Annotated in this window: 24 protein-coding genes and 1 pseudogene; 10 read left to right on the plus strand and 15 right to left on the minus strand. The window is 71.1% G+C overall.

What is annotated here, in order from left to right; genetic code table 11:
* Nucleotides 1–14 precede the first annotated feature (14 nt).
* On the plus strand, nucleotides 15–1,067 hold the full coding sequence (locus ACS3YM_RS12270) for an alkaline phosphatase family protein (protein WP_439936712.1): 1,053 nt from the start codon (nucleotides 15–17) through the stop codon (nucleotides 1,065–1,067).
* A gap of 11 nt (nucleotides 1,068–1,078) precedes the next feature.
* On the opposite strand, the gene ACS3YM_RS12275 is transcribed toward ACS3YM_RS12270, so the two are convergent.
* The 3 genes from ACS3YM_RS12275 to ACS3YM_RS12285 are packed head-to-tail and all read right to left on the minus strand — an operon-like array spanning nucleotide 1,079 to nucleotide 2,788.
* The gene (locus ACS3YM_RS12275; RefSeq protein ID WP_439936713.1) at nucleotides 1,079–2,044 is read right to left on the minus strand and encodes a PLP-dependent cysteine synthase family protein; all 966 of its coding nucleotides are present in this window, start codon (nucleotides 2,042–2,044) and stop codon (nucleotides 1,079–1,081) included.
* A gap of 10 nt (nucleotides 2,045–2,054) precedes the next feature.
* The gene (locus tag ACS3YM_RS12280; protein ID WP_439936714.1) at nucleotides 2,055–2,339 is read right to left on the minus strand and encodes a MoaD/ThiS family protein; all 285 of its coding nucleotides are present in this window, start codon (nucleotides 2,337–2,339) and stop codon (nucleotides 2,055–2,057) included.
* Nucleotides 2,339–2,788: a Mov34/MPN/PAD-1 family protein gene (locus ACS3YM_RS12285; RefSeq protein WP_439936715.1), complete on the minus strand. Its 450-nt coding sequence runs from the start codon at nucleotides 2,786–2,788 to the stop codon at nucleotides 2,339–2,341. Before ACS3YM_RS12285 ends, ACS3YM_RS12280 begins: the two co-directional genes overlap by 1 nt.
* 445 nt (nucleotides 2,789–3,233) lie before the next feature.
* Between ACS3YM_RS12285 and ACS3YM_RS12290 the strand changes: the two genes are divergently transcribed.
* Nucleotides 3,234–3,551 (plus strand): hypothetical protein, encoded by a 318-nt coding sequence (locus ACS3YM_RS12290; protein WP_439936716.1) that lies wholly within the window; start codon nucleotides 3,234–3,236, stop codon nucleotides 3,549–3,551.
* A 13-nt stretch (nucleotides 3,552–3,564) separates the two neighbouring features.
* On the opposite strand, the gene ACS3YM_RS12295 is transcribed toward ACS3YM_RS12290, so the two are convergent.
* From ACS3YM_RS12295 to clpS, 4 genes and pseudogenes are all read right to left on the minus strand, one after another.
* A complete protein-coding gene (locus tag ACS3YM_RS12295) occupies nucleotides 3,565–4,269 on the minus strand; it encodes a DUF429 domain-containing protein (RefSeq protein WP_439939883.1) in 705 nt (234 codons plus the stop codon).
* A 39-nt stretch (nucleotides 4,270–4,308) separates the two neighbouring features.
* Nucleotides 4,309–4,773 (minus strand): annotated as a pseudogene (locus tag ACS3YM_RS12300) (NUDIX hydrolase); the annotation flags it as partial.
* Nucleotides 4,774–4,780: 7 nt separating this feature from the next.
* A complete protein-coding gene (locus ACS3YM_RS12305; protein WP_439936717.1) occupies nucleotides 4,781–5,371 on the minus strand; it encodes a DUF2017 domain-containing protein in 591 nt (196 codons plus the stop codon).
* Nucleotide 5,372: 1 nt separating this feature from the next.
* On the minus strand, nucleotides 5,373–5,687 hold the full coding sequence (clpS, locus tag ACS3YM_RS12310) for an ATP-dependent Clp protease adapter ClpS (protein ID WP_439939884.1): 315 nt from the start codon (nucleotides 5,685–5,687) through the stop codon (nucleotides 5,373–5,375).
* Nucleotides 5,688–5,695: 8 nt separating this feature from the next.
* Between clpS and ACS3YM_RS12315 the strand changes: the two genes are divergently transcribed.
* Together ACS3YM_RS12315 and ACS3YM_RS12320 are read left to right on the plus strand one after the other, a co-directional pair.
* Entirely contained in the window at nucleotides 5,696–6,982 is a 1,287-nt protein-coding gene (locus ACS3YM_RS12315; RefSeq protein ID WP_439936718.1) for a nicotinate phosphoribosyltransferase, read from the plus strand.
* A 10-nt stretch (nucleotides 6,983–6,992) separates the two neighbouring features.
* A complete protein-coding gene (locus ACS3YM_RS12320; RefSeq protein WP_439936719.1) occupies nucleotides 6,993–7,568 on the plus strand; it encodes an isochorismatase family protein in 576 nt (191 codons plus the stop codon).
* Nucleotides 7,569–7,580: 12 nt separating this feature from the next.
* On the opposite strand, the gene ACS3YM_RS12325 is transcribed toward ACS3YM_RS12320, so the two are convergent.
* Nucleotides 7,581–8,117 carry a DUF1697 domain-containing protein gene (locus tag ACS3YM_RS12325; protein WP_439936720.1) on the minus strand — a complete coding sequence of 179 codons (537 nt, stop codon included), beginning with the start codon at nucleotides 8,115–8,117 and terminating at the stop codon, nucleotides 7,581–7,583.
* 53 nt (nucleotides 8,118–8,170) lie between these two features.
* Here ACS3YM_RS12325 and ACS3YM_RS12330 point away from each other — a divergent pair, with 53 nt between their 5' ends.
* The 3 genes from ACS3YM_RS12330 to ACS3YM_RS12340 are packed head-to-tail and all read left to right on the plus strand — an operon-like array spanning nucleotide 8,171 to nucleotide 10,557.
* Complete coding sequence (locus tag ACS3YM_RS12330) at nucleotides 8,171–8,956, plus strand: transporter substrate-binding domain-containing protein (protein ID WP_439936721.1); 786 nt, start codon at nucleotides 8,171–8,173, stop codon at nucleotides 8,954–8,956.
* Nucleotides 8,957–9,010: 54 nt separating this feature from the next.
* Nucleotides 9,011–9,802, plus strand: coding sequence for an amino acid ABC transporter permease (locus ACS3YM_RS12335; RefSeq protein WP_439936722.1), 792 nt, complete (start codon nucleotides 9,011–9,013; stop codon nucleotides 9,800–9,802).
* Entirely contained in the window at nucleotides 9,802–10,557 is a 756-nt protein-coding gene (locus tag ACS3YM_RS12340; RefSeq protein ID WP_439936723.1) for an amino acid ABC transporter ATP-binding protein, read from the plus strand. Before ACS3YM_RS12335 ends, ACS3YM_RS12340 begins: the two co-directional genes overlap by 1 nt.
* 16 nt (nucleotides 10,558–10,573) lie before the next feature.
* On the opposite strand, the gene ACS3YM_RS12345 is transcribed toward ACS3YM_RS12340, so the two are convergent.
* Nucleotides 10,574–11,383 (minus strand): hypothetical protein, encoded by an 810-nt coding sequence (locus tag ACS3YM_RS12345; RefSeq protein ID WP_439936724.1) that lies wholly within the window; start codon nucleotides 11,381–11,383, stop codon nucleotides 10,574–10,576.
* Nucleotides 11,384–11,481: 98 nt separating this feature from the next.
* Nucleotides 11,482–12,393, minus strand: coding sequence for a LysR family transcriptional regulator ArgP (locus tag ACS3YM_RS12350; RefSeq protein ID WP_439936725.1), 912 nt, complete (start codon nucleotides 12,391–12,393; stop codon nucleotides 11,482–11,484).
* Between the two features lie 72 nt (nucleotides 12,394–12,465).
* Between ACS3YM_RS12350 and ACS3YM_RS12355 the strand changes: the two genes are divergently transcribed.
* On the plus strand, nucleotides 12,466–13,065 hold the full coding sequence (locus tag ACS3YM_RS12355; RefSeq protein WP_439936726.1) for a LysE/ArgO family amino acid transporter: 600 nt from the start codon (nucleotides 12,466–12,468) through the stop codon (nucleotides 13,063–13,065).
* Here the strand turns inward: ACS3YM_RS12355 and ACS3YM_RS12360 are convergent, their stop codons facing one another.
* Nucleotides 13,066–13,863, minus strand: coding sequence for a hypothetical protein (locus ACS3YM_RS12360; RefSeq protein WP_439936727.1), 798 nt, complete (start codon nucleotides 13,861–13,863; stop codon nucleotides 13,066–13,068).
* A 9-nt stretch (nucleotides 13,864–13,872) separates the two neighbouring features.
* Entirely contained in the window at nucleotides 13,873–15,114 is a 1,242-nt protein-coding gene (hppD, locus tag ACS3YM_RS12365; protein WP_439936728.1) for a 4-hydroxyphenylpyruvate dioxygenase, read from the minus strand.
* 82 nt (nucleotides 15,115–15,196) lie between these two features.
* Between hppD and ACS3YM_RS12370 the strand changes: the two genes are divergently transcribed.
* On the plus strand, nucleotides 15,197–15,682 hold the full coding sequence (locus ACS3YM_RS12370; protein ID WP_439936729.1) for an Lrp/AsnC family transcriptional regulator: 486 nt from the start codon (nucleotides 15,197–15,199) through the stop codon (nucleotides 15,680–15,682).
* Here ACS3YM_RS12370 and ACS3YM_RS12375 read toward each other — a convergent pair.
* The gene (locus ACS3YM_RS12375; RefSeq protein WP_439936730.1) at nucleotides 15,663–16,187 is read right to left on the minus strand and encodes a PaaI family thioesterase; all 525 of its coding nucleotides are present in this window, start codon (nucleotides 16,185–16,187) and stop codon (nucleotides 15,663–15,665) included. The genes ACS3YM_RS12370 and ACS3YM_RS12375 overlap by 20 nt on opposite strands.
* A 55-nt stretch (nucleotides 16,188–16,242) precedes the next feature.
* On the opposite strand from ACS3YM_RS12375, the gene ACS3YM_RS12380 reads away from it, so the two are divergent.
* Nucleotides 16,243–16,734 (plus strand): winged helix-turn-helix transcriptional regulator, encoded by a 492-nt coding sequence (locus ACS3YM_RS12380; RefSeq protein WP_439936731.1) that lies wholly within the window; start codon nucleotides 16,243–16,245, stop codon nucleotides 16,732–16,734.
* 12 nt (nucleotides 16,735–16,746) lie between these two features.
* Here the strand turns inward: ACS3YM_RS12380 and ACS3YM_RS12385 are convergent, their stop codons facing one another.
* Together ACS3YM_RS12385 and ACS3YM_RS12390 are read right to left on the minus strand one after the other, a co-directional pair.
* A complete protein-coding gene (locus ACS3YM_RS12385) occupies nucleotides 16,747–17,703 on the minus strand; it encodes a trypsin-like serine protease (protein WP_439936732.1) in 957 nt (318 codons plus the stop codon).
* An 83-nt stretch (nucleotides 17,704–17,786) separates the two neighbouring features.
* Entirely contained in the window at nucleotides 17,787–18,422 is a 636-nt protein-coding gene (locus tag ACS3YM_RS12390; protein ID WP_439936733.1) for an IclR family transcriptional regulator, read from the minus strand.
* Between the last annotated feature and the right edge of the window lie 2 nt (nucleotides 18,423–18,424).

Here is an 18,424-nt window from a genome sequence, read left to right on the forward strand (position 1 = left end):
GTTAGGGTCGGGCGGTGCTCCGTCGAACTTCTCTCGCCAGCTCCCTGACCGCCGCACTCGTCTCGGGTTCCCTCCTGCTCGGTGCCCCTGCGTGCGCCGCCGTGCCGGCGGGCGGTCCCTCCCCCGACGCACCACGCCAGCAGGTGCAGCTGGCCGACGCCGAGTCCGTGCTCGCCATCTCCATCGACGGGATGAGCGTCGCGGCCGTCCGCAAGCTCGGCCGCAAGCAGCTGCCCAACCTCTACCGCTTCATGCGGGCGGGGGCGTCGACGACCAACGCGCGCACCGAGCGCGAGATGACCGTGACGCTGCCCAACCACACGGGCATGGTCACCGGTCGTCGCATCGAGGCCGCCACCGGCGGCCACGGCGTCACCTGGAACGACGACCGCCCCACGCCGAGCACCGTGCAGGCGGCGGCCGGCCACGACGTCGCCTCCGTGTTCACCGCGGTCGACGCGGCCGGCGGCTCGACGGCGCTGTTCGCCGCGAAGACCAAGTTCAGCCTCTGGCAGCGTTCCTGGCCGGCCGCGATCGACCGCACGACGATCAACGCGAACAACTCGGCGCTCGTCGACCAGCTGGTCGCCGACCTCGACCAGGACCGCGACTTCCGCTTCCTGCACCTCTCGCCGCCGGACGTCGCGGGTCACGCGCACGGCTGGATGTCGAAGCCGTACCTGCGCGCCGTGCGCCAGTCCGACGCCCTCGTCGGCCGCGTCGTGAAGGCGGTCAACGCCGACCCGGCCCGCCGCGCCGGCACCACGATCCTGCTCACCAGCGACCACGGCGGCCACGGCCCGTCGCACGACAACGCCAGGCTGCTCGACAACTACCGGGTCGTGTTCATGGCTCGCGGCGCCGCCGTGGACCGCGGCGTCGACCTCTACGCGATCAACCCGACCTACAAGAACCCGGGCACCCGCCGCACGGTCTACGGGATGAAGCGGCCGCCGGTGCGGAACGGGATGATCGCCAACCTCGCGCTCGACCTCCTCGACCTGCCGGCCGTCGAGGGCAGCGAGTTCGACGTGCAGATGGACCTGCGCCTCACCGCGCTGAACTGAGCCCGGCCGGGCTACGCCCAGAGCTGGCCGTCGAGGGCGTCCTCGGCCTCGTCGACGGTGCCCTCGTAGGCGCCGGTGGAGAGGTACTTCCAGCCGCCGTCGCACACGACGAAGGCGATGTCGGCGCTCTCGCCCGCCTTGACGGCCTTGGCTGCCTGACCCAGGGCGGCGTGCAGGATCGCGCCGGTGGAGATGCCGGCGAAGATGCCCTCGAGCTCGAGCAGCTCACGCACGCGGCGTACGGCGTCGCGCGGGCCGACGCTGAAGCGCGAGTCGATGAGCGAGGCGTCGTAGAGCTCGGGCACGAAGCCCTCGTCGAGGTTGCGCAGGCCGTAGACGAGCTCGCCGTAGCGGGGCTCGGCGGCCACGATCCGGACGTCGGGCTTGGCCTCGCGGAAGAACCGGGAGACGCCCATGAGCGTGCCGGTCGTGCCGAGGCCCGCGACGAAGTGGGTGATGCTCGGGAGGTCGGCGAGCAGCTCGGGTCCCGTGCCCTCCTGGTGCGCGAGGGCGTTGGCCTCGTTGCCGTACTGGTAGAGCATCACCCAGTCGGGGTGCTCCCCCGCGATCTGCTTGGCCACGCGCACGGCCTCGTTGGAGCCGCCGGCGGCGGGTGAGGACACGATCTCCGCGCCCCACATCCGCAGCAGCTGGCGCCGCTCCTCAGAGGTGTTCTCGGGCATCACGCACACGATGCGGTAGCCCTTGAGCTTGGCCGCCATGGCCAGCGAGATGCCGGTGTTGCCGCTGGTCGGCTCGAGGATCGTGCAGCCGGGCCGCAGGGTGCCCTCTGCCTCGGCCTGCTCGATCATCTTCAGGGCCGGGCGGTCCTTGATCGAGCCGGTCGGGTTGCGGTCCTCGAGCTTCGCCCAGATCCGTACGTCAGCCCCGTTCGGCTGGACGCCGGGCGACAGCCGCGGCAGCCCGACGAGGGGCGTGCCGCCGACCGACGCGAGGAGACTGTCGTAGCGCGTCACGACGACCGGATCAGCCGCCGGCGACGGCGGGCAGCACGACGACCTGGTCGCCGTCGCTCAGCGGCGCCTCGAGGCCGCCCATGAAGCGCACGTCCTCGTCGTTGATGTAGACGTTGACGAAGCGGCGCAGGTCGGTCGCGCCGGACTTCTCCTCGAGGAGGCGCTCGCGGATGCCGGGGTGGTTGCCCTCGAGGTCGTCGATGAGCTCGGCGAGCTTGCCGCCGGTGCCCTCGACGGCCTTCGCGCCGTCGGTGTAGGTGCGCAGGATGGTGGGGATCCGGACCTCGATGGCCATCAGGCTGTGCTCGCTTTCTGGTGCTCTGCGGGGGGTGTGACGATGACGTCCTCTTCGGTCACGACACCGTCGATGATTCTGTAGGACCTGAACTCCACAGCGCCGTCACTATTCCCGTGGGTCCGTGTGCTGACGAGCACGTAGTGGGCGTTGGGCTCGCTCGCGAGGCCGATGTCGGTGCGGCTGGGGTAGGCCTCGGTCGCGGTGTGGGAGTGGTAGATCACCACCGGCTCCTCGTCACGGGCGTCCATGTCCTTGTAGAGGCCCAGCAGCTCGGTCGAGTCGAACTCGTAGAAGGTCGGGCTCCCGGCGGCGTTGACCATCGGGATGAACCGCTCGGGGCGGTCGCTGCCCTCGGGGCCGGCCACCACCCCGCACGCCTCGTCGGGGTGGTCGCGCTTGGCGTGCGCGACGATGGCGTCGTACGTCTCCTGGGCGATGGTCAGCACCACCCCAGCGTAGGCAGGCCGCCGATGCGGTCCGGACGCGTCTCACGACATAGTCGTGACGTCGACAGGAGATGGTGCTCGCCGGGCTCGTGCTCACGCACTCGGGCTGACCACAGCACCCTTTCGCGAGTTGAGTTGATCTCAAGTCAACCCGCGGGCGAGGCCGCAGGGCCTGTGGACGAGGAGCGCACGTGACCCGCTCGATCTGGTGTGCTGCCCGACATGACCGACGTGACCGACCCGGCCGACGAGCTGCGCTACATCCCGCGCTGGGGCCCGATGTTCTCCCGAGGAACCACGGCGAGGGCCGAGCTGGCGACCGACCTCGCCATCCCGATCGTGGCAGAAGGCGGATGGCCCGCGCTCACGCTGCGCAACGTGGCGCACGCAGCCAACGTGACACCCCAAGCCATCGCGGCATGGTTCCCTTCGGTCGCAGCGATGCGTGCTGCTGTCGGATCTCGTCGGCGCGCTCCTCCCGCAGTCGTGGCTCGAGGAGGTGTACGACGGCATCTGGCTCAGCATCGTCGAGGCCGGACGGTGGGATGAGGCGGTCGGCTCGGCCGTGGCGGAAGTCGAGGAGCGGGAGCGTGACATCGTCCGCGCTGTCCTTGGCGGCCCGGGTGATGACGGGGTCGAGCACCTCGATCGCGACGTGGACCTGGCCCTCGCCCTCGTGCACGGCCTTCGCGCCAGGCACGCGCCCGCACGCGAGGACCTGACGGCAGCCCGCGTCGCCGCGATCCTGGCCGGGCTCGGGTGACACCCGCCGGGCGTCACACCCAGATCGCGGCGGGGATCCCGTCGGAGAAGACCTCCGGGGTCGCCGGGAAGGACTCGGAGGCCCCGAGCGAGTGGCGTACGGCGGACCACGCGGCCGCGCAGGCGTCGAGCAGGTCGTCCTCCCCGAAGCCGGCGCCGCGAAACCACGGCGGCGCCACGATGCCGTGCGCGGCGAGCGCGTCACGGCGGGCGCGCACGCCGCCGGGGTCCTTCTTGCTCGCCAGGACCGGCGCACCGGCCAGGCGGGCGAAGCTCAGCTCGGGGTGCACCTCGACGACCTCGACACCGGGTCCCGAGCGCACCCAGGCGTCGACCTGCAGGACCTTCTCGCGCAGGGCGTAGGCCTGCGCGCTGACGCTGGTGCGCCCCCCGGTGGCGGCGAGGTTGGCCTCGCGCGCGGCGGCGTACGACTCCGCCTCGAGTGCGGCGCGGACCGGTGTGGAGAACAGCGAGGACGACTTGCCCACCAGCTGCTTGCGGGCCTCGGCGTCGGCGAGCCGCCCAGTGCTGTCGGGCAGCCCCATCGGTATGTCGACCGCCACCACGGAGACGGGCTGCGTCTCCCGCACCAGCGCCACCAGCCCGGCGATGTCCGCGGCGACGAAGACCGACGCACGACGAGTGGTGTCGAGCACCACGCCGACCCAGCCGCCGGGGCATGAGTCGACGCCCAGGACCGGCGCCTCGGGTGACAGCACCGGTGCCGGCTCCGACTCGTGCTGGCCCGGCGGGGCGACGAACCGTGCCTCCCGCTCACCGCTCGCCGCGGCCTCGATGCGCCGCAGCATCGTCTCGGCCATCGGCGGGAGGTCGTCGAGCGGCCACCAGCGCACGTCGACCGACTCGTCTTCGGCCACGTGGGCCTCACCCTCGAGCCACGTGCAGGCGAAGGTGAGGTCGAGGTAGGCGGCGCGGTCCCCGTTGGCGTGCACGACCTCCGCGTGGACCGACGTCGAGGCGAGCCGGTCCACACGGACCCGGACGCCCGTCTCCTCGAGCGCCTCCCGGGCGGCGGCCACGGCGGGCTCCTCGCCGGGGTCCACGATGCCCGTGACCGGCGTCCAGCGCCCGTTGTCGGAGCGCCTGACGAGCAGCACCTCGTCGGCGCGACGGATCACTGCGGTGACGCCGGGCAGCCAGAGCGGGTGGTCGCTGCCGATCTTCTCCCGGATCGCCACGACGAAGTCGGGGACCGGGCTCATGCGTCGCTCACGAGGTGAGCGCCTCGACCAGGGTCTCCTGGAGGTAGCCCACCCACTCGTAGATGTCGTGCGCCTGGGCGCGCGGGTCCTCGTCGGGCAACGAGTGCCAGTAGTCCTCGTCGCCCGCCTCGACGCCGAGCCGCGTGGCGAGGGCGAGGCGTACGTCGGTGAACGCCCGCATCCACGTCTCGGCCTCGGACCGGGTCAGCTCGACGTCGATGACGAGCCCGTCCTCGGTCAGCTCGGGCGGCAGGCCGGCGTCCTCCAGGGTGTCGATGACCATCCCCGCGGCGGCCGCCTTGCCGTCGCGCAGCCCGCCCTCGGTGAAGCGGCGGAAGTCGGACGCGGCCTCGTCGTCGTCGACGTAGGCCGTCGGGAAGAGCCGTGCCAGCACCGGGTCCTCGGGCGGCGTCGTGGCCCCGGAGAACTCCGACATCAGTGCCTCGAACGCGTCGGCCGTCGGCGCGGCGGGCTCGGCCCGCTCGTTGCGGAGCAGCTCGACCATCTGCGAGGCCAGCGACCTCAGGAGGTCGGCCTCGAAGCCGGTGAACGTCGCGATGACCCGGTCGGACTTGCGGTGGTGCTCGAACCCGCTCACCTCAGGAAGCCTTCTCCATCGTCGCCCACAGTCCGTACTCGTGCATGGCCTGGACGTCGCGCTCCATCTCCTCGCGGGTGCCGGTCGAGACGACCGACTTGCCCTCGGTGTGCACCTCGAGCATCAGCTTCTCGGCCTTGGCCTTGTCGTAGCCGAAGTACTTCTGGAAGACGTAGGCGACGTAGGACATCAGGTTCACCGGGTCGTCCCAGACCAACGTCACCCACGGCTTGGCCAGGAAGGTGATCTCGTCGGGGGTGAGGGTCGGCTCGACCTCTACGGGACTGGCGGCTGACACGGCTCCATCGTGGCACAGTACGGGTCGTGACAGGCCCAACGGCTCTCCTGACCGACCACTACGAGCTCACCATGGTGCAGGCCGCGAGGCAGGCCGGCACGGCGGACCGACGGGCGGTGTTCGAGCTGTTCCCGCGTCGCCTGCCGGCGGGTCGCCGCTACGGCGTCGTCGCGGGAGTCGGCAGGGCGCTCGACGCCCTCGAGGCCTTCCGCTTCGACCCCGCCGCCATCGCCTCCCTGGAGGGCGTGGTCGACCCCGACATGCTCGCGTGGCTCGCCTCCTACCGCTTCTCCGGCGACATGTGGGGCTACGCCGAGGGCGAGGCCTACTTCCCCTACTCGCCGCTGCTCGTCGTGGAGGGCACCTTCGCCGAGGCCGTCCTGCTCGAGACCGTGCTGCTCTCCATCTACAACCACGACTCGGCCATCGCCTCGGCCGCCTCGCGGATGACGCTCGCCGCGGGCGCGCGCCCCTGCATCGAGATGGGCTCCCGCCGCACCCACGAGCAGGCGGCGGTGGCCGCGGCGCGAGCGGCGTACGTCGCGGGCTTCGACGCCACGAGCAACCTGGCCGCGCGGGCGACGTACGGCGTCCCCTCGGCCGGGACCGCGGCGCACTCCTTCACGCTGCTCCACGACGACGAGGCCGACGCCTTCCGCGCCCAGGTGCAGACCCTCGGCGTCGGCACGACCCTCCTGGTCGACACCTACGACGTCAGGGAGGCCGTGCGCCTCGCGATCGAGGTGGCCGGCACCGGCCTCGGCGCCGTGCGCCTCGACTCCGGCGACCTCGCGGAGACCGCGCGCGAGGTCCGCGAGCAGCTCGACGCGCTGGGAGCGACCGGGACGCGGATCGTGGTGACCAGCGACCTCGACGAGCACGCCATCGCCGCGCTCGCCGCTGCTCCGGTCGACGCCTACGGGGTCGGGACCCAGCTCGTCACGGGGTCGGGGCACCCGACGTGCGGCTTCGTCTACAAGCTGGTCGCCCGGGAGGGCGAGGACGGCGAGATGGTCTCGGTCGCCAAGGCCTCGAAGGACAAGGCGTCGATCGGCGGGCGGAAGTACGCCCTGCGCCGCCGCTCCCCCGGCGGCACCGCCCAGGCCGAGGTGATCGGCATCGGGGAGCCGCCCGAGGACGACGGTGACGACCGGCCGCTGCTCGTGCCGCTGGTGCGCGACGGCGAGGTCGTGGGCCGGACCACCCTCGACGAGGCGCGCACCCGGCACCGCAGCTCGCTGGCCGAGCTGCCGCGGACCATCACGATGATGTCGGCCGGGGAAGCGGTGATCCCCACGGTGCACCTGGACTAGCCTGAAGTCCATGGCCCGGGCTCTGATCGTGGTGGACGTCCAGAACGACTTCTGCGAGGGCGGGTCCCTCGCGGTGGCAGGGGGTGCCCGGGTGGCCGCGGACATCGGCGAGCTGCTGCACCGCTGGTCCGCCAAGGCGGACGACGCACCGTCCTACGACGTCGTCGTCGCGACCAAGGACCACCACGTCGACCCCGGCGACCACTGGTCGCTCAAGCCCGACCTCGAGAAGTCGTGGCCGGTGCACTGCAAGGTCGGCACGGAGGGCGCGGGCTTCCACCCCAACCTCGACCCGCAGCCCTTCGACGAGGTGTTCTACAAGGGCGAGCACGAGGCGGCCTACTCGGGCTTCGAGGGACGTACGGCCTCCGGCGAGCCGCTCGCGGACTGGCTGCGCGCCCGTCAGGTCTCGGAGGTGGACGTGTGCGGGATCGCGACCGACCACTGCGTGCGCGCGACGGCGCTCGACAGCGCCCGCGAGGGTTTCGACACCCGGGTGCTCACCGCGCTCTGCGCCGGGGTCGCGCAGGACACCACGGCCTCGGCCATCACCGAGATGACCGGTGCGGGCGTCGAGATCGCGTAGCCGGACCGGGGGTCAGCACCACTTCTCGGTGACGGTCCGCAGCACCTTGACGGTGCGGGCGGTGCCCTGACCGAGGGCCGCGAACTCCTTGGACGACAGCAGCCGCGAGCTGTGGATGTTGCCGTCGAGGAGGACGTAGGCCGCGCGGCCGTCGACGACCACGGCCTCGCCGTCGTGCTCGAGGGCGTGGGCCGCGCGGACCGCCTCGGCCGTGGGGGCGGTCGCGTAGAGGGTCACGTAGTGCTGCCCCGCCGGGTCGTGCTCGGCGTGCAGCTCCTCGGCCCGCTCGGTGAGCGCGGCGAGGTCGGCGGTGGTGAACACGACCGTCGGGACCTCGAACCCCGCCTCGGCGGCGTACGCCTCCTCCAGCGCCCGCTGGACCCTGGCGACCGAGCGGGACGGGTGGGTCAGGCGCACGTTGCCGGTGTTGATGTAGGTCTCCACGTCTGACCCGCCGGCGGCCACGGTCGCGGCCTTGATGGCATCCTTGGGGAACTTGCGCTTCGCGCCGAGGTTGATGGCGCGCAGGAAGGCGACGTAGGTGGGCACCCCGGGAGTATGCCTGTCGGGCTGGGGGCGGGGTCGGGTCTAGGGTGACGTCCATGAAGACTCGAGCCCTTGCCACTGGAATCAGCGTCCTCGCCCTGTCCCTCCTCGCTGCGGGCTGCGCGAAGGACGACACCTCGACGACCACCGAGTCGGGCGTGAAGCTCGTCGAGGGCGGCACCCTGACGATCTGCACGCACCTCCCCTACGAGCCCTTCGAGTTCACCGAGGGCGGCGAGGTCGTGGGCTTCGACCCCGACGTGCTGAAGATCGCGGCGGACGCCGAGGGCTGGGACACCAAGGTCGTCGACATCTCGTGGGAGACCATCGTGTCCGGCGAGGCCCTCAACACCGGCCAGTGCGACGTCGCAGCCGGCGCGATGACGATCACCGACGAGCGCGAGGCGGTCATGGACTTCACCGACCCCTACTTCGAGGCCACCCAGGCGCTCATGACGAAGACGGGCTCGGGCATCACGTCGCTCGAGGACCTTGCCGGCAAGACCATCGCCGTGCAGGACGCGACGACCGGTGCCGACTACGTCAAGGAGAACGCGCCCAAGGACGCCAAGATCGTCACCTTCGAGGACTCCGCCCTCATGCAGCAGGCGGTCAAGACCGGCAAGGCCGACGCGGGCGTCAACGACAACGGCCTGCTCAACTACTTCGTCAGCCAGAACGACGACGTCGAGGTGGTCACCGAGTTCCAGACCGGCGAGAGCTACGGCTTCTCGGTGAAGAAGGGCGGCAACGACGAGCTGCTGTCCGTGATCAACGACGCGATCGCCAGCGACGACTACGACACCGTCTACGAGAAGTGGTTCGGCTCCGCGCCCGAGTGACGACCGGTCCCACCCTGCCTGCTGCCCCCGATGCGAAGAAGGTGAGCTGAGCCCATGGCGAGTCCCCGCCAGCGTGCCCAGAGGCTGCGCTACGTCCAGTACGCCGTCCTCGTCCTGGTCCTGCTCATCGTCGCCTTCGTGGCCGACTGGGGCGAGCTGCGGCGGGCGTTCTTCAACTGGGACCTCGTCAAGGAGCAGTTCCCGCGGGTCCTGACGATCGGCCTGAAGAACACGATCATCTACACCGCGTGCGGCTTCACGTTCGGCCTGGTGCTGGGCCTCGGCCTGGCCCTCATGCGCCTGTCGAGCGTGGGGCCGTACCGGTGGATCGCCACCGGCATCATCGAGCTCTTCCGCGGGCTGCCGGCCCTGGTCGTCTTCATCGCCCTCGGAGTCGGCTTCAGCCTGGCCTTCCCCGACCGCGAGATCCCCTTCGGCAACCTCGGCATCGTCACCCTGGCGCTCGGCCTGGTCGGCGGCGCCTACATGGCCGAGACCATCCGGGCCGGCATCCAGGCGGTGCCGAAGGGCCAGATGGAGGCCGCGCGGTCGCTGGGCATGTCCCACAGCCGGGCCATGGTCAGCGTGGTGATCCCGCAGGCGTTCCGGATCATCCTGCCGCCGCTCACCAACGAGCTGATCCTGCTCACCAAGGACTCCTCGCTGGTCTACATCCTCGGCCTGGCGCTCGAGGACTACGAGCTCACCAAGTTCGGCCGCGAAGGCATGAACACCGCCGCCAACCTGACCCCGATCATCGTGATCGGCCTCTGCTACCTGCTGATCACGGTGCCGCTGTCGATCGTCGTACGACGCATGGAAGCCCGCGCGGAGAGGGCCCGCTGATGACCACTGTTCCCACCGACCGCACCACGGCGGCGATCGACGTCCAGGACCTCCACAAGTACTTCGGCGACAACGAGGTGCTCAAGGGCATCGACTTCCACGTCGGCCACGGACAGGTCGTCTGCGTCATCGGGCCCTCGGGCTCCGGCAAGTCCACCCTGCTGCGCTGCGTCAACATGCTCGAGACCCCGACGAGCGGCAAGATCTTCGTCGAGGGCGAGGAGATCACCGACCCCGACGCCGACGTCGACAAGCTGCGCGCGCGCATCGGGATGGTCTTCCAGCAGTTCAACCTCTTCCCGCACATGACGGTGCTGCGCAACCTCACCATCGCGCAGGAGAAGGTGAAGGGCCGCAAGAAGGACGAGGCGGTCCAGATCGCCCGGTCCACGCTCGCCAAGGTCGGGCTGGCCGAGAAGGAGTCGGCCTACCCCGCGCACCTCTCGGGCGGTCAGTCCCAGCGCGTCGCGATCGCCCGCGCCCTGTCGATGAACCCCGACATGATGCTCTTCGACGAGCCCACCTCGGCGCTCGACCCCGAGCTGGTCGGCGACGTGCTGGCGGTCATGAAGGACCTGGCCTCCGAGGGCATGACGATGATGGTCGTCACCCACGAGATGGGGTTCGCCCGCGAGGTCGGCGACAACCTGGTCTTCATGGACGGTGGCGTGATCGTCGAGGAGGGTGACCCCCGCGAGGTCCTCGCCGACCCCCGTCACGAGAGGACGCAGTCGTTCCTCTCGAAGGTGCTCTAGGCGAGGCGGGAGCGGCTCAGGCCCGCTTGCACTGGCTCGGCGGCGTGACCGCCGGGTCGAAGACGTGCTGCGGCGGGACGATGTTGGAGCCGTCCTGCGACTCCTTCATGGTCATCGCCCACCACCCGGCCTTGCGGGTGGCGATGTTCGCCAGCTCGTCCTCCGGCACGTCGTTCCACATGTTGAGGACGTCGACGCTGACCTCGACGAGGTGGCCGTGCGGGGTGATGACGCCGCCGGCCTCGATGCCGTCGAGGGCGGCCGGCACCTTCGGGAAGAGCCCGCGGGGCATGCCCGTGATGACGTCCTTGGCCGGGATGCCGACGGCGACGCCGTCACCGGCGAGCCGGATCGCGCGGGCCGAGGTGACCGGCCAGGTCGGGTCGAGGTCGGTCGGCAGCGCCCAGCTGCGCTGCTGGTCGTCGGTGATGTCGACCCAGCAGCTGGCGGCGTTGGGGCCCCAGGTCTCGCTGTTGAAGTAGGTGCGCCCGTTGACGACGAGGTAGTCGACCTGCTGGACGTTGCCGTCGATCGCGGAGTCCATGGAGATCTCGCTGTAGCCCGTGGAGGGGCTGAAGCGGCCGTCGAGGTCGAAGATGCGCTTGCCGCCGTTGTCCGGGTTCTTCGTCAGGAGCTGGCCGTGCCACTCGACGATGCCCATCTTGTTGACCTGGGCGGTGACGTTGTCGAGCTGCTCACCCTCCATCACCACGTCCCCGGTCTTGCCGGCGGCCGCCTGACCCGAGCCGCCGCAGGCGCTCAGGGTGAGGAGCAGACCGGCGGCGACGGCCGCGGCCGTCGATGCGTTGCGCCGTCGACGTGTCACAGGGTGTCCCCGTTTCCGTGCGTGATGAGCACCGTGCTCGATCCCGCCCGGCAGCCTAGGTCTCCCTCAGGAACCTGTCAGAGGAATCGAAGATCTCGTCAGGAGGCCATCCAGCGGCGGGCCGCGTCCACCACGGCGTCGGTGAGGTCGGCGACGGTCGAGGACCCCAGCCGCCAGTGCTGCCAGAACAGCGCCACCTCGGGGCGGCGCCCCGGCACCAGCTCGACCAGCTCACCCCGCCCGATCTCGTCGACCACGTCCGACTCGGGCAGCAGCCCCCAGCCCATGCCGACCCGGATCGCGCGGTCGAACTCGCGGACCGACGGCAGGTAGGTCACCGGCGGGGCCAGGTGGCGCCGGGTCACCCGGCGGATGAAGTCGTGCTGGAGGGAGTCGCTCCGGTCGAAGGCGACGATCGGCGCCTCGGCGAACGTGGTCGACCCGACCCCGTCGGCGAAGTGGGTGGCGTGGAACGAGCGCGTGGCGACCGCGACGTAGCGCAGCCGGCCCAGGCGTACGACGCGGCAGCCGGGCACCGGCCTGGGCTCGCCGGTGATCGCGGCCATCACCTCCCCGCGCCGCAGCCGCTCGGCGGTGCGCGTGTGGTCCTCGCGGACCACCTCGAAGACGACGCGGTGCCGCGACTGCACCTCGGCCAGCGCGTCGACGAACCAGCCGTAGAGGGCGTCGGCGTTCACCGCGATGGGCAGCGAGGTGTACGACGTCCCGTCGCCGTCGGCCTCCTCGACCAGCTCGGCGACGGCCTCGCGCTCCAGCAGCTCGGTCTGGGTGGCCAGCCGCACCAGCACCAGACCCGCCTCGGTCGGCTCCAGCGGCTTGACCCTGTGGAGCAGCACGCGCCCGATCCGGGTCTCCAGGGCCTTGATGCGCTGGCTCACCGCCGAGGGCGTGACGTGCAGCTCGCGGGCCGCTGCCTCGAAGGTGCCGAGCCGGATCGCGACGGCGAGTGTGCGCAGCGCCACAGGGTCGAGCTGAGTGATGTCTTTCATACTTAGACATCCTAATGATTCCTGCAAATAGTTCGCTGGATTGACGCCACCGCCCGATCTACCGTTGTTGTCATGTTCCAGGTTGCTCTCACCGGTGTTCTCACCGGACTCGCCCTCATCATCGCCGTCGGCGCGCAGAACGCCTTCCTCCTGCGCCAGGGGATCCGCGGCGAGCACGTGCTGCCCATCGTGCTGACGTGCCTGCTCTCCGACGTCGTGGCGATCACCGCCGGCGTCGCCGGGCTGGGAGTGGTCCTCGAGCGGTGGCCGGCGGTCCTCCCGGTCGCGCAGGTGCTCGGCGGGCTCTACCTGATCGCGTTCGGCATCCACGCGGCCATGCGGGCCTGGCGTCCCAGCCGGCTCGAGGCCGGCGAGGGGGCTGTCCTGACGCCGGGCCGCGCCGTCCTGCTGACGCTCGCGCTGACCTGGCTCAACCCGCACTTCTACCTCGACGCCGTCCTCATGCTCGGCACGGTGGCCAACAGCTTCGGCGCCGACCGCTGGTGGTTCCTGTCCGGCACCCTGGTCGCGAGCCTGCTGTGGTTCTTCGGGCTCGGCTTCGGCGCGCGCCTGCTGCGCGGGCTCTTCGCCCGGCCGAACGCGTGGCGGGTCCTCGACTCCGCGATCGCCGTCGTGATGGGCACGCTCGGCGTGGGGCTGCTCGCCCACTGACTACTCGTCGGCGAGGGCGAGGCCCTGCTCGGCGAGCGCGTCGCGCAGGCGGCTGATCGCGATCGGCCCGACCCCGTGCATCGCGGCGAGCTGCGCAGCGGAGTACGACGTCACCTGCTCGAGCGTGCTCACGCCGACCTCTCGGAGGGCACGGGTCGCCGGCGCGCCGATGCCGCGCGGCAGCGGCGTGCCCACCCCGCGGGGCGCCCGGACCCGGGGCTCGGCGAGTCCGGCGTCGACCACCGCCTCGCCGCGCGGTGACAGCAGGTAGCCGATCGCCAGCGACTCGGTCAGGCCGAGCTCCTTGAGCTTGCGGACGTCCTTCTTGAAGTCGGCCGTCTCGCGCCCGACCCGCGCGGCCAGGTCAGGCGCGCGCACGGTCGGGTTGAGGTCGATCAGGTCGAGCGTCTCCCGGGTCCACGCGCCGTGTGCCGACGCCGCGTCCAGGCGGTGCAGCCGGGCGTTGATGGCAGCGATCTCCTCGGCGTCCGGCACCGCGGCGCGGAGGGCCTCGCGCGGGTCCGGTCCGGCGTACGCCACCCCGATCCGCCAGGCCGGGTCGCCCGGCCGGGCAGCGAGGGCCTGCTTGAGCGCAGCCAGCGACGGCGCCCCGGCCCGCCTGGCGTCCTCGGCACGGAGGCTCGCCACGCTCACCTGCTCGAGCGACGTGACCTCGATGAGCCCGACGCCGGTGCGCATCCGGGTACCGACCACGACCCGCGGCTTCGCCCACCGGCGGAACGCCAGGTCGATGGTGCCGGCCTTGATCGCGGTGAGCTCGGCCGGGCGGATCATCATGGGTGCAGACTACAAATTGCCGCGGGCGTCCTGCTCGCGCTCGATGGCCTCGAAGAGCGCCTTGAAGTTGCCCTTGCCGAAGCCGAGGGAGCCGTGGCGCTCGATGAGCTCGAAGAAGACGGTGGGCCGGTCGCCGAGCGGCTTGGTGAAGATCTGCAGCAGGTAGCCGTCCTCGTCGCGGTCGACGAGGATGCCGCGCTTCTGCAGCTCCTCGATCGGCACCCGCACCTCGCCGATGCGGGCGCGCAGCTCGGGGTCCTCGTAGTAGGAGTCGGGCGTGTTGAGGAACTCGACGCCGTTCGAACGCAGGGCGTCGACGCTGGCGAGGATGTCGCCGGTCGCGAGCGCGAGGTGCTGGGCGCCGGGGCCGTTGTAGAACTCGAGGTACTCGTCGATCTGCGACTTCTTCTTCGCGATCGCCGGCTCGTTGAGCGGGAACTTCACGCGGTGGTTGCCGTTGGCGACGACCTTCGACATCAGCGCGGAGTAGTCGGTGGCGATGTCGTCACCGATGAACTCGGCCATGTTCACGAAGCCCATCACCTTGTTGTAGAAGGTGACCCACTCGTCCATCTTGCCGAGCTCGACGTTGCCGACGATGTGGTCGAGGGCCTGGAACAGGCGCTTGGGCTGGTCGGCCTTCTTCTCCCAGCGCGGCTCGACGGCCACGTAGCCGGGGAGGTAGGGGCCGGCGTAGGTCTCGCCGTCCCCGTTGGCGTTGTGGCGCTGCACCAGCGTGTGGCGGGTCTCGCCGTAGGTCGCGATGGCGGCGATCCGCACCGAGCCGTGCTCGTCGCTGACGACCTCGGGGTGACGCAGCACGGTGGCGCCCGCCTTGACGGCCTGGGCGATGCACTGGTCGACGTCCGGGACCTCGAGCGCGATGTCGACGACACCGTCGCCGTGCTTGGCGTGGTGGGCGATCAGGTCGCTGTCGGGCGAGACGGCGCCGCTGAGGACGAACTTGATGGAGCCGGACTTGAGGACGTAGGACTTGTGGTCGCGGTTGCCGTTCTCCGGGCCGGAGTAGGCGATGAGGTCCATGCCCCACGCCGAGGCGTAGTAGTGGGCGGCCTGCGTGGCGTTGCCGACGACGAAGCAGATCGCGTCCCAGCCGGTCACGGGGAACGGGTCGGACTCGGCGTCGTACTCCACGAGCCCGACGAGCTGCTGGAGCTGCTCGAGGGACAGGTCGGCCTTCATCTCGTCCACGGTCAGGGCGCCACCGGTCGAGGCGATGTCAGTCGTCATGCGGCGAACCCTGCCAACACCCGGCAAGGTGTGCAACAGTACGACGAAACGCTGAGCAATCTGTACAGACGAGGGCGGCAGGATGGACGAGATCGACAGCAGAATGATCGACCTCTTCGCTCGCGAGCCCCGGCTGGGCGTCCTGGAGGCCAGCCGACGCCTCGGCATCGCCCGCGGCACCGTCCAGGCCCGCCTCGACAAGCTGTCAGCGTCGGGCGTGATCACCGGCTGGGGACCGGACCTCTCCCCGGAGGCGATCGGCTACCCGGTGACCGCGTTCCTCACCCTGGAGATCAGGCAGGGGGCCGGTCACGACGCCGTCGCCGCGCACCTCGCGGGCATCCCCGAGGTGATCGAGGCCTACACGATCACCGGAGTCGGCGACATGTGGGCGCGCGTCGTCGCGCGCTCCAACGCCGACCTCCAGCGGGTCATCGACCTGGTGCTCACCGATCCCGGCATCGACCGCTCGACGACGGTGATCGCGCTGGCCACGCAAATCCCGCACCGGGTGGTGCCGCTCGTCGCGGCGGCCGTGGAGGCGGAGGTCAGTCGCCGGCGCGCATGATGAGGCAGGTCGACGTGGCGTGCGCCACCAGCCGGCCGGCGCCATCGGTCAGCTGCGCCTGCGCGAGTGCCGTACGACGTCCGCGCGAGATGACGGTGCCCTCGCAGCTCAGCAGCCCGGAGTCGACCGTGACGGGGCGGAGGAACTTCACCGTCAGGTCGACGGAGGTGTAGAGCTCCCCGACCGCCAGCGTGGTGTGCACGGCGCAGGCGGCCGCGGTGTCGAGCAGCGTGGAGATCACGCCGCCGTGCACCCCGCCGAGCGGGTTGTAGTGGAACTCGGCCGCCGGCATCTCGACGACCACGCGACCGGGCTCGGGTCGCAGGTCGGTGAAGCCGAGGGTGTCCATGATCGGCGGGTGCGGCAGCTCGCCGTCGCGCATCGCCTCCAGCTGCTGGAGGCCGTCGAGCTCGAGCAGACGGGTGAGGTCGGCCTGCCCGGGCGTGACCCAGGAGAAGGTGCGGCTCTCGGTCTCGAACTCGGACTGCGGCTGGGTCTGCGTCATGGACCCAGAGTCTCACCTCCTTGCTGAGTCTGTCAACGAGACCTAGGCTGGGGGGATGACGGCCACCCCCGCCCCCGCCGCCCTGCAGTGGTCCACCGACAACTGCACCGTCGGCCGGACCATGGAGGTGCTCGGTGAGCGCTGGACCATGGTGGTGCTGCGCGAGGTCTTCAACGGCGTGCGTCGCTTCGACGACATGCGCCGCCACTCGGGCATCCCCCGGCAGGTGCTGACCAACCGGCTCGCCCTCCTGGTCGAGGCGGGGATCCTGCGGCGTGAGCCCTACCGCGAGCCCGGGCAGCGCGAGCGCCACGAGTACCGCCCGACCGACAAGGGCTTCGACCTCTACCCCGTCCTGGTCGCGGTCCGGGCCTGGGGCGACCGCTACCTCGCCGACCCGGAGGGCTCGCCCGTCGAGTTCGAGCACGTCGGCTGTGGCGCGGAGGTCGACGTCGTCCTGCGCTGCCGTGCCGGCCACGAGGTGACCGGGCGGCGCGACGTCGCCACCCGGCCGGGACCCGGGATCAAGCCCGTCGACCGGGCCTGACCCGGGTCGGCCTCAGTAGGCCCCCGCGGGGTCTGCGAGGAAGTCGAGGTCGTCAGGCTGGTCGATGCGATAGCTGCCGCTGGCGTTGCAGTTGTAGTTCAGCCCGAACGACGTGACCGCGACGATGATGTTGTCGTCGGCGACCTGGGGCGTCGTGATGTCGAACGTCGGGCCGCCGGAGTCGCCGAAGCACGTCCCGCCGGTCGTCCCGTTGCCGCTGTGGGAGAACATCACCGCGATGTCGCGGAGGCCGTAGGCGCCCTTGAGGCTGACCAGCCTCCGGTCGGCCTTGCGTCGGGTGTCGCCGCCGACCGCGGTCTTGGGACCGCTGTCCTCCAGGCCGTAGCCGACGGACTCGAAGAGCCCCCGCTGCTTCTCCCGACCCGCGTAGCGGTCGAGGTAGTCCTGCTCGGGCAGCGTGCCGTACTCGGGCAGGACGATCGGCTCGCTGAGCTCGACGACGCCCAGGTCGTGCAGGAGGAACGCCGCGTCGACGAACTCCGGATGGGTGAACGTTGCCTTCGCCTGGTGCCAGGAGGCGCTCTTGTCGAGGGCGGCCGACCACTGCGCGTAGCGGGCTGCGTTGCGCTTGGGCGCGAAGGTCGAGCTCGGCTGGAGGATGGAGTAGTCGGGCGCCGCCGCCACCGAGAACCAGACGTCGTTGCCGCCGTGGAGCGGGTCGGCCGGGACCTTGCCGTCCGTCCCCACCGCGTACGTGCAGTGCCCGGCTGTCACGACCGTGTCGGCGTCGACCAGGGTCCCCGAGCAGTTGAACCACGAGCCCGGGTCCTCGAATCGCGAGTCGACCGCGTCCGGGACGTAGAACAGCAGCTGGCCGACGTAGGGGTGCTCCCCCGCGTCGGGTGCGCCGCCGACGATCGCGTGGGCGGGCAGGGTCGGCGCGAGGAGCGCGGCCGTCGCGAGGGCGGTGACCGCGAGCCGGCCGAAGGGGCCGAGGGAGATCGTCATGGTGGCTCCTGGGACAGTGGTCTGGACCTCAGTGAGCCCCGGCACGCAGAGGCGCGTCATCCCCCATTGTGGGGATCCTCGGGTCAGCGCAGCCGGTCCGCCACCTCCTGGGCCGCGGCGATCACCCGGGGCGCGACGACGGCCTCGTCGATCGTGTCCTCCAGCGTCACCACGCCGACGCTCGCGCGCAGCCCCTCGACGCCCCGGACCGGGGCGGCCAGGCCGCGGGCCCCGGCCTGGAGCTCGCCGCTCGTGACGGCGTACGCCGGATCCGTCCCGTCGAGCAGGCCGATGGCCTTGCCCGCGGCCCCCTGCGAGAGCGGGTGCCGGGCGCCGACGCGGTAGGCGACGTGGAAGTCGGTCCACGTCGGCTCCACGACGGCGAGCGCCAGGGCCTCGTCGCCGTCGGCGACCGTGAGGTGCGCGGTCGAGCCGATCGACTCGGCGAGCGAGCGCAGCACCGGCATGGCCAGGTCGCGCAGCAGCGGCTGGACGGCGCTGGCGAGGTGGAGCACCCCGAGGCCGACGAAGAGCCGGGAGCGGGCGTCGCGGCGGACGAGGCCGTGCTGCTCCAGGGTGCTGATCAGCCGGTAGACGACCGTCCGGTTGACCTGCAGGCGGGTGGACAGCTCGGTGATGGTGAGGCCCTCGGGGCTCTCCGCCAGCACGCGCAGCACCCGCAGCCCGCGGTCGAGCGTCTGCGAGGTCTCCGAGGCCATGG

This window comes from Nocardioides sp. N13(2025) (genome assembly GCF_051912545.1).
Classification (GTDB): domain Bacteria; phylum Actinomycetota; class Actinomycetes; order Propionibacteriales; family Nocardioidaceae; genus Nocardioides.

What these genes read in the sequence shown, in the direction of transcription:
- ACS3YM_RS12280 (WP_439936714.1), bottom strand. Translation starts at nt 2,339, where the DNA reads ATGGCCATCGAGGTCCGGATCCCCACCATCCTGCGCACCTACACCGAC.
- ACS3YM_RS12320 (WP_439936719.1), top strand. Translation starts at nt 6,993, where the DNA reads ATGGCCCGGGCTCTGATCGTGGTGGACGTCCAGAACGACTTCTGCGAG.
- ACS3YM_RS12330 (WP_439936721.1), top strand. Translation starts at nt 8,171, where the DNA reads ATGAAGACTCGAGCCCTTGCCACTGGAATCAGCGTCCTCGCCCTGTCC.
- ACS3YM_RS12335 (WP_439936722.1), top strand. Translation starts at nt 9,011, where the DNA reads ATGGCGAGTCCCCGCCAGCGTGCCCAGAGGCTGCGCTACGTCCAGTAC.
- ACS3YM_RS12340 (WP_439936723.1), top strand. Translation starts at nt 9,802, where the DNA reads ATGACCACTGTTCCCACCGACCGCACCACGGCGGCGATCGACGTCCAG.
- ACS3YM_RS12350 (WP_439936725.1), bottom strand. Translation starts at nt 12,393, where the DNA reads ATGAAAGACATCACTCAGCTCGACCCTGTGGCGCTGCGCACACTCGCC.
- ACS3YM_RS12355 (WP_439936726.1), top strand. Translation starts at nt 12,466, where the DNA reads ATGTTCCAGGTTGCTCTCACCGGTGTTCTCACCGGACTCGCCCTCATC.
- ACS3YM_RS12360 (WP_439936727.1), bottom strand. Translation starts at nt 13,863, where the DNA reads ATGATGATCCGCCCGGCCGAGCTCACCGCGATCAAGGCCGGCACCATC.
- hppD (WP_439936728.1), bottom strand. Translation starts at nt 15,114, where the DNA reads ATGACGACTGACATCGCCTCGACCGGTGGCGCCCTGACCGTGGACGAG.
- ACS3YM_RS12370 (WP_439936729.1), top strand. Translation starts at nt 15,197, where the DNA reads ATGGACGAGATCGACAGCAGAATGATCGACCTCTTCGCTCGCGAGCCC.
- ACS3YM_RS12375 (WP_439936730.1), bottom strand. Translation starts at nt 16,187, where the DNA reads ATGACGCAGACCCAGCCGCAGTCCGAGTTCGAGACCGAGAGCCGCACC.
- ACS3YM_RS12380 (WP_439936731.1), top strand. Translation starts at nt 16,243, where the DNA reads ATGACGGCCACCCCCGCCCCCGCCGCCCTGCAGTGGTCCACCGACAAC.
- ACS3YM_RS12385 (WP_439936732.1), bottom strand. Translation starts at nt 17,703, where the DNA reads ATGACGATCTCCCTCGGCCCCTTCGGCCGGCTCGCGGTCACCGCCCTC.
- ACS3YM_RS12390 (WP_439936733.1), bottom strand. Translation starts at nt 18,422, where the DNA reads ATGGCCTCGGAGACCTCGCAGACGCTCGACCGCGGGCTGCGGGTGCTG.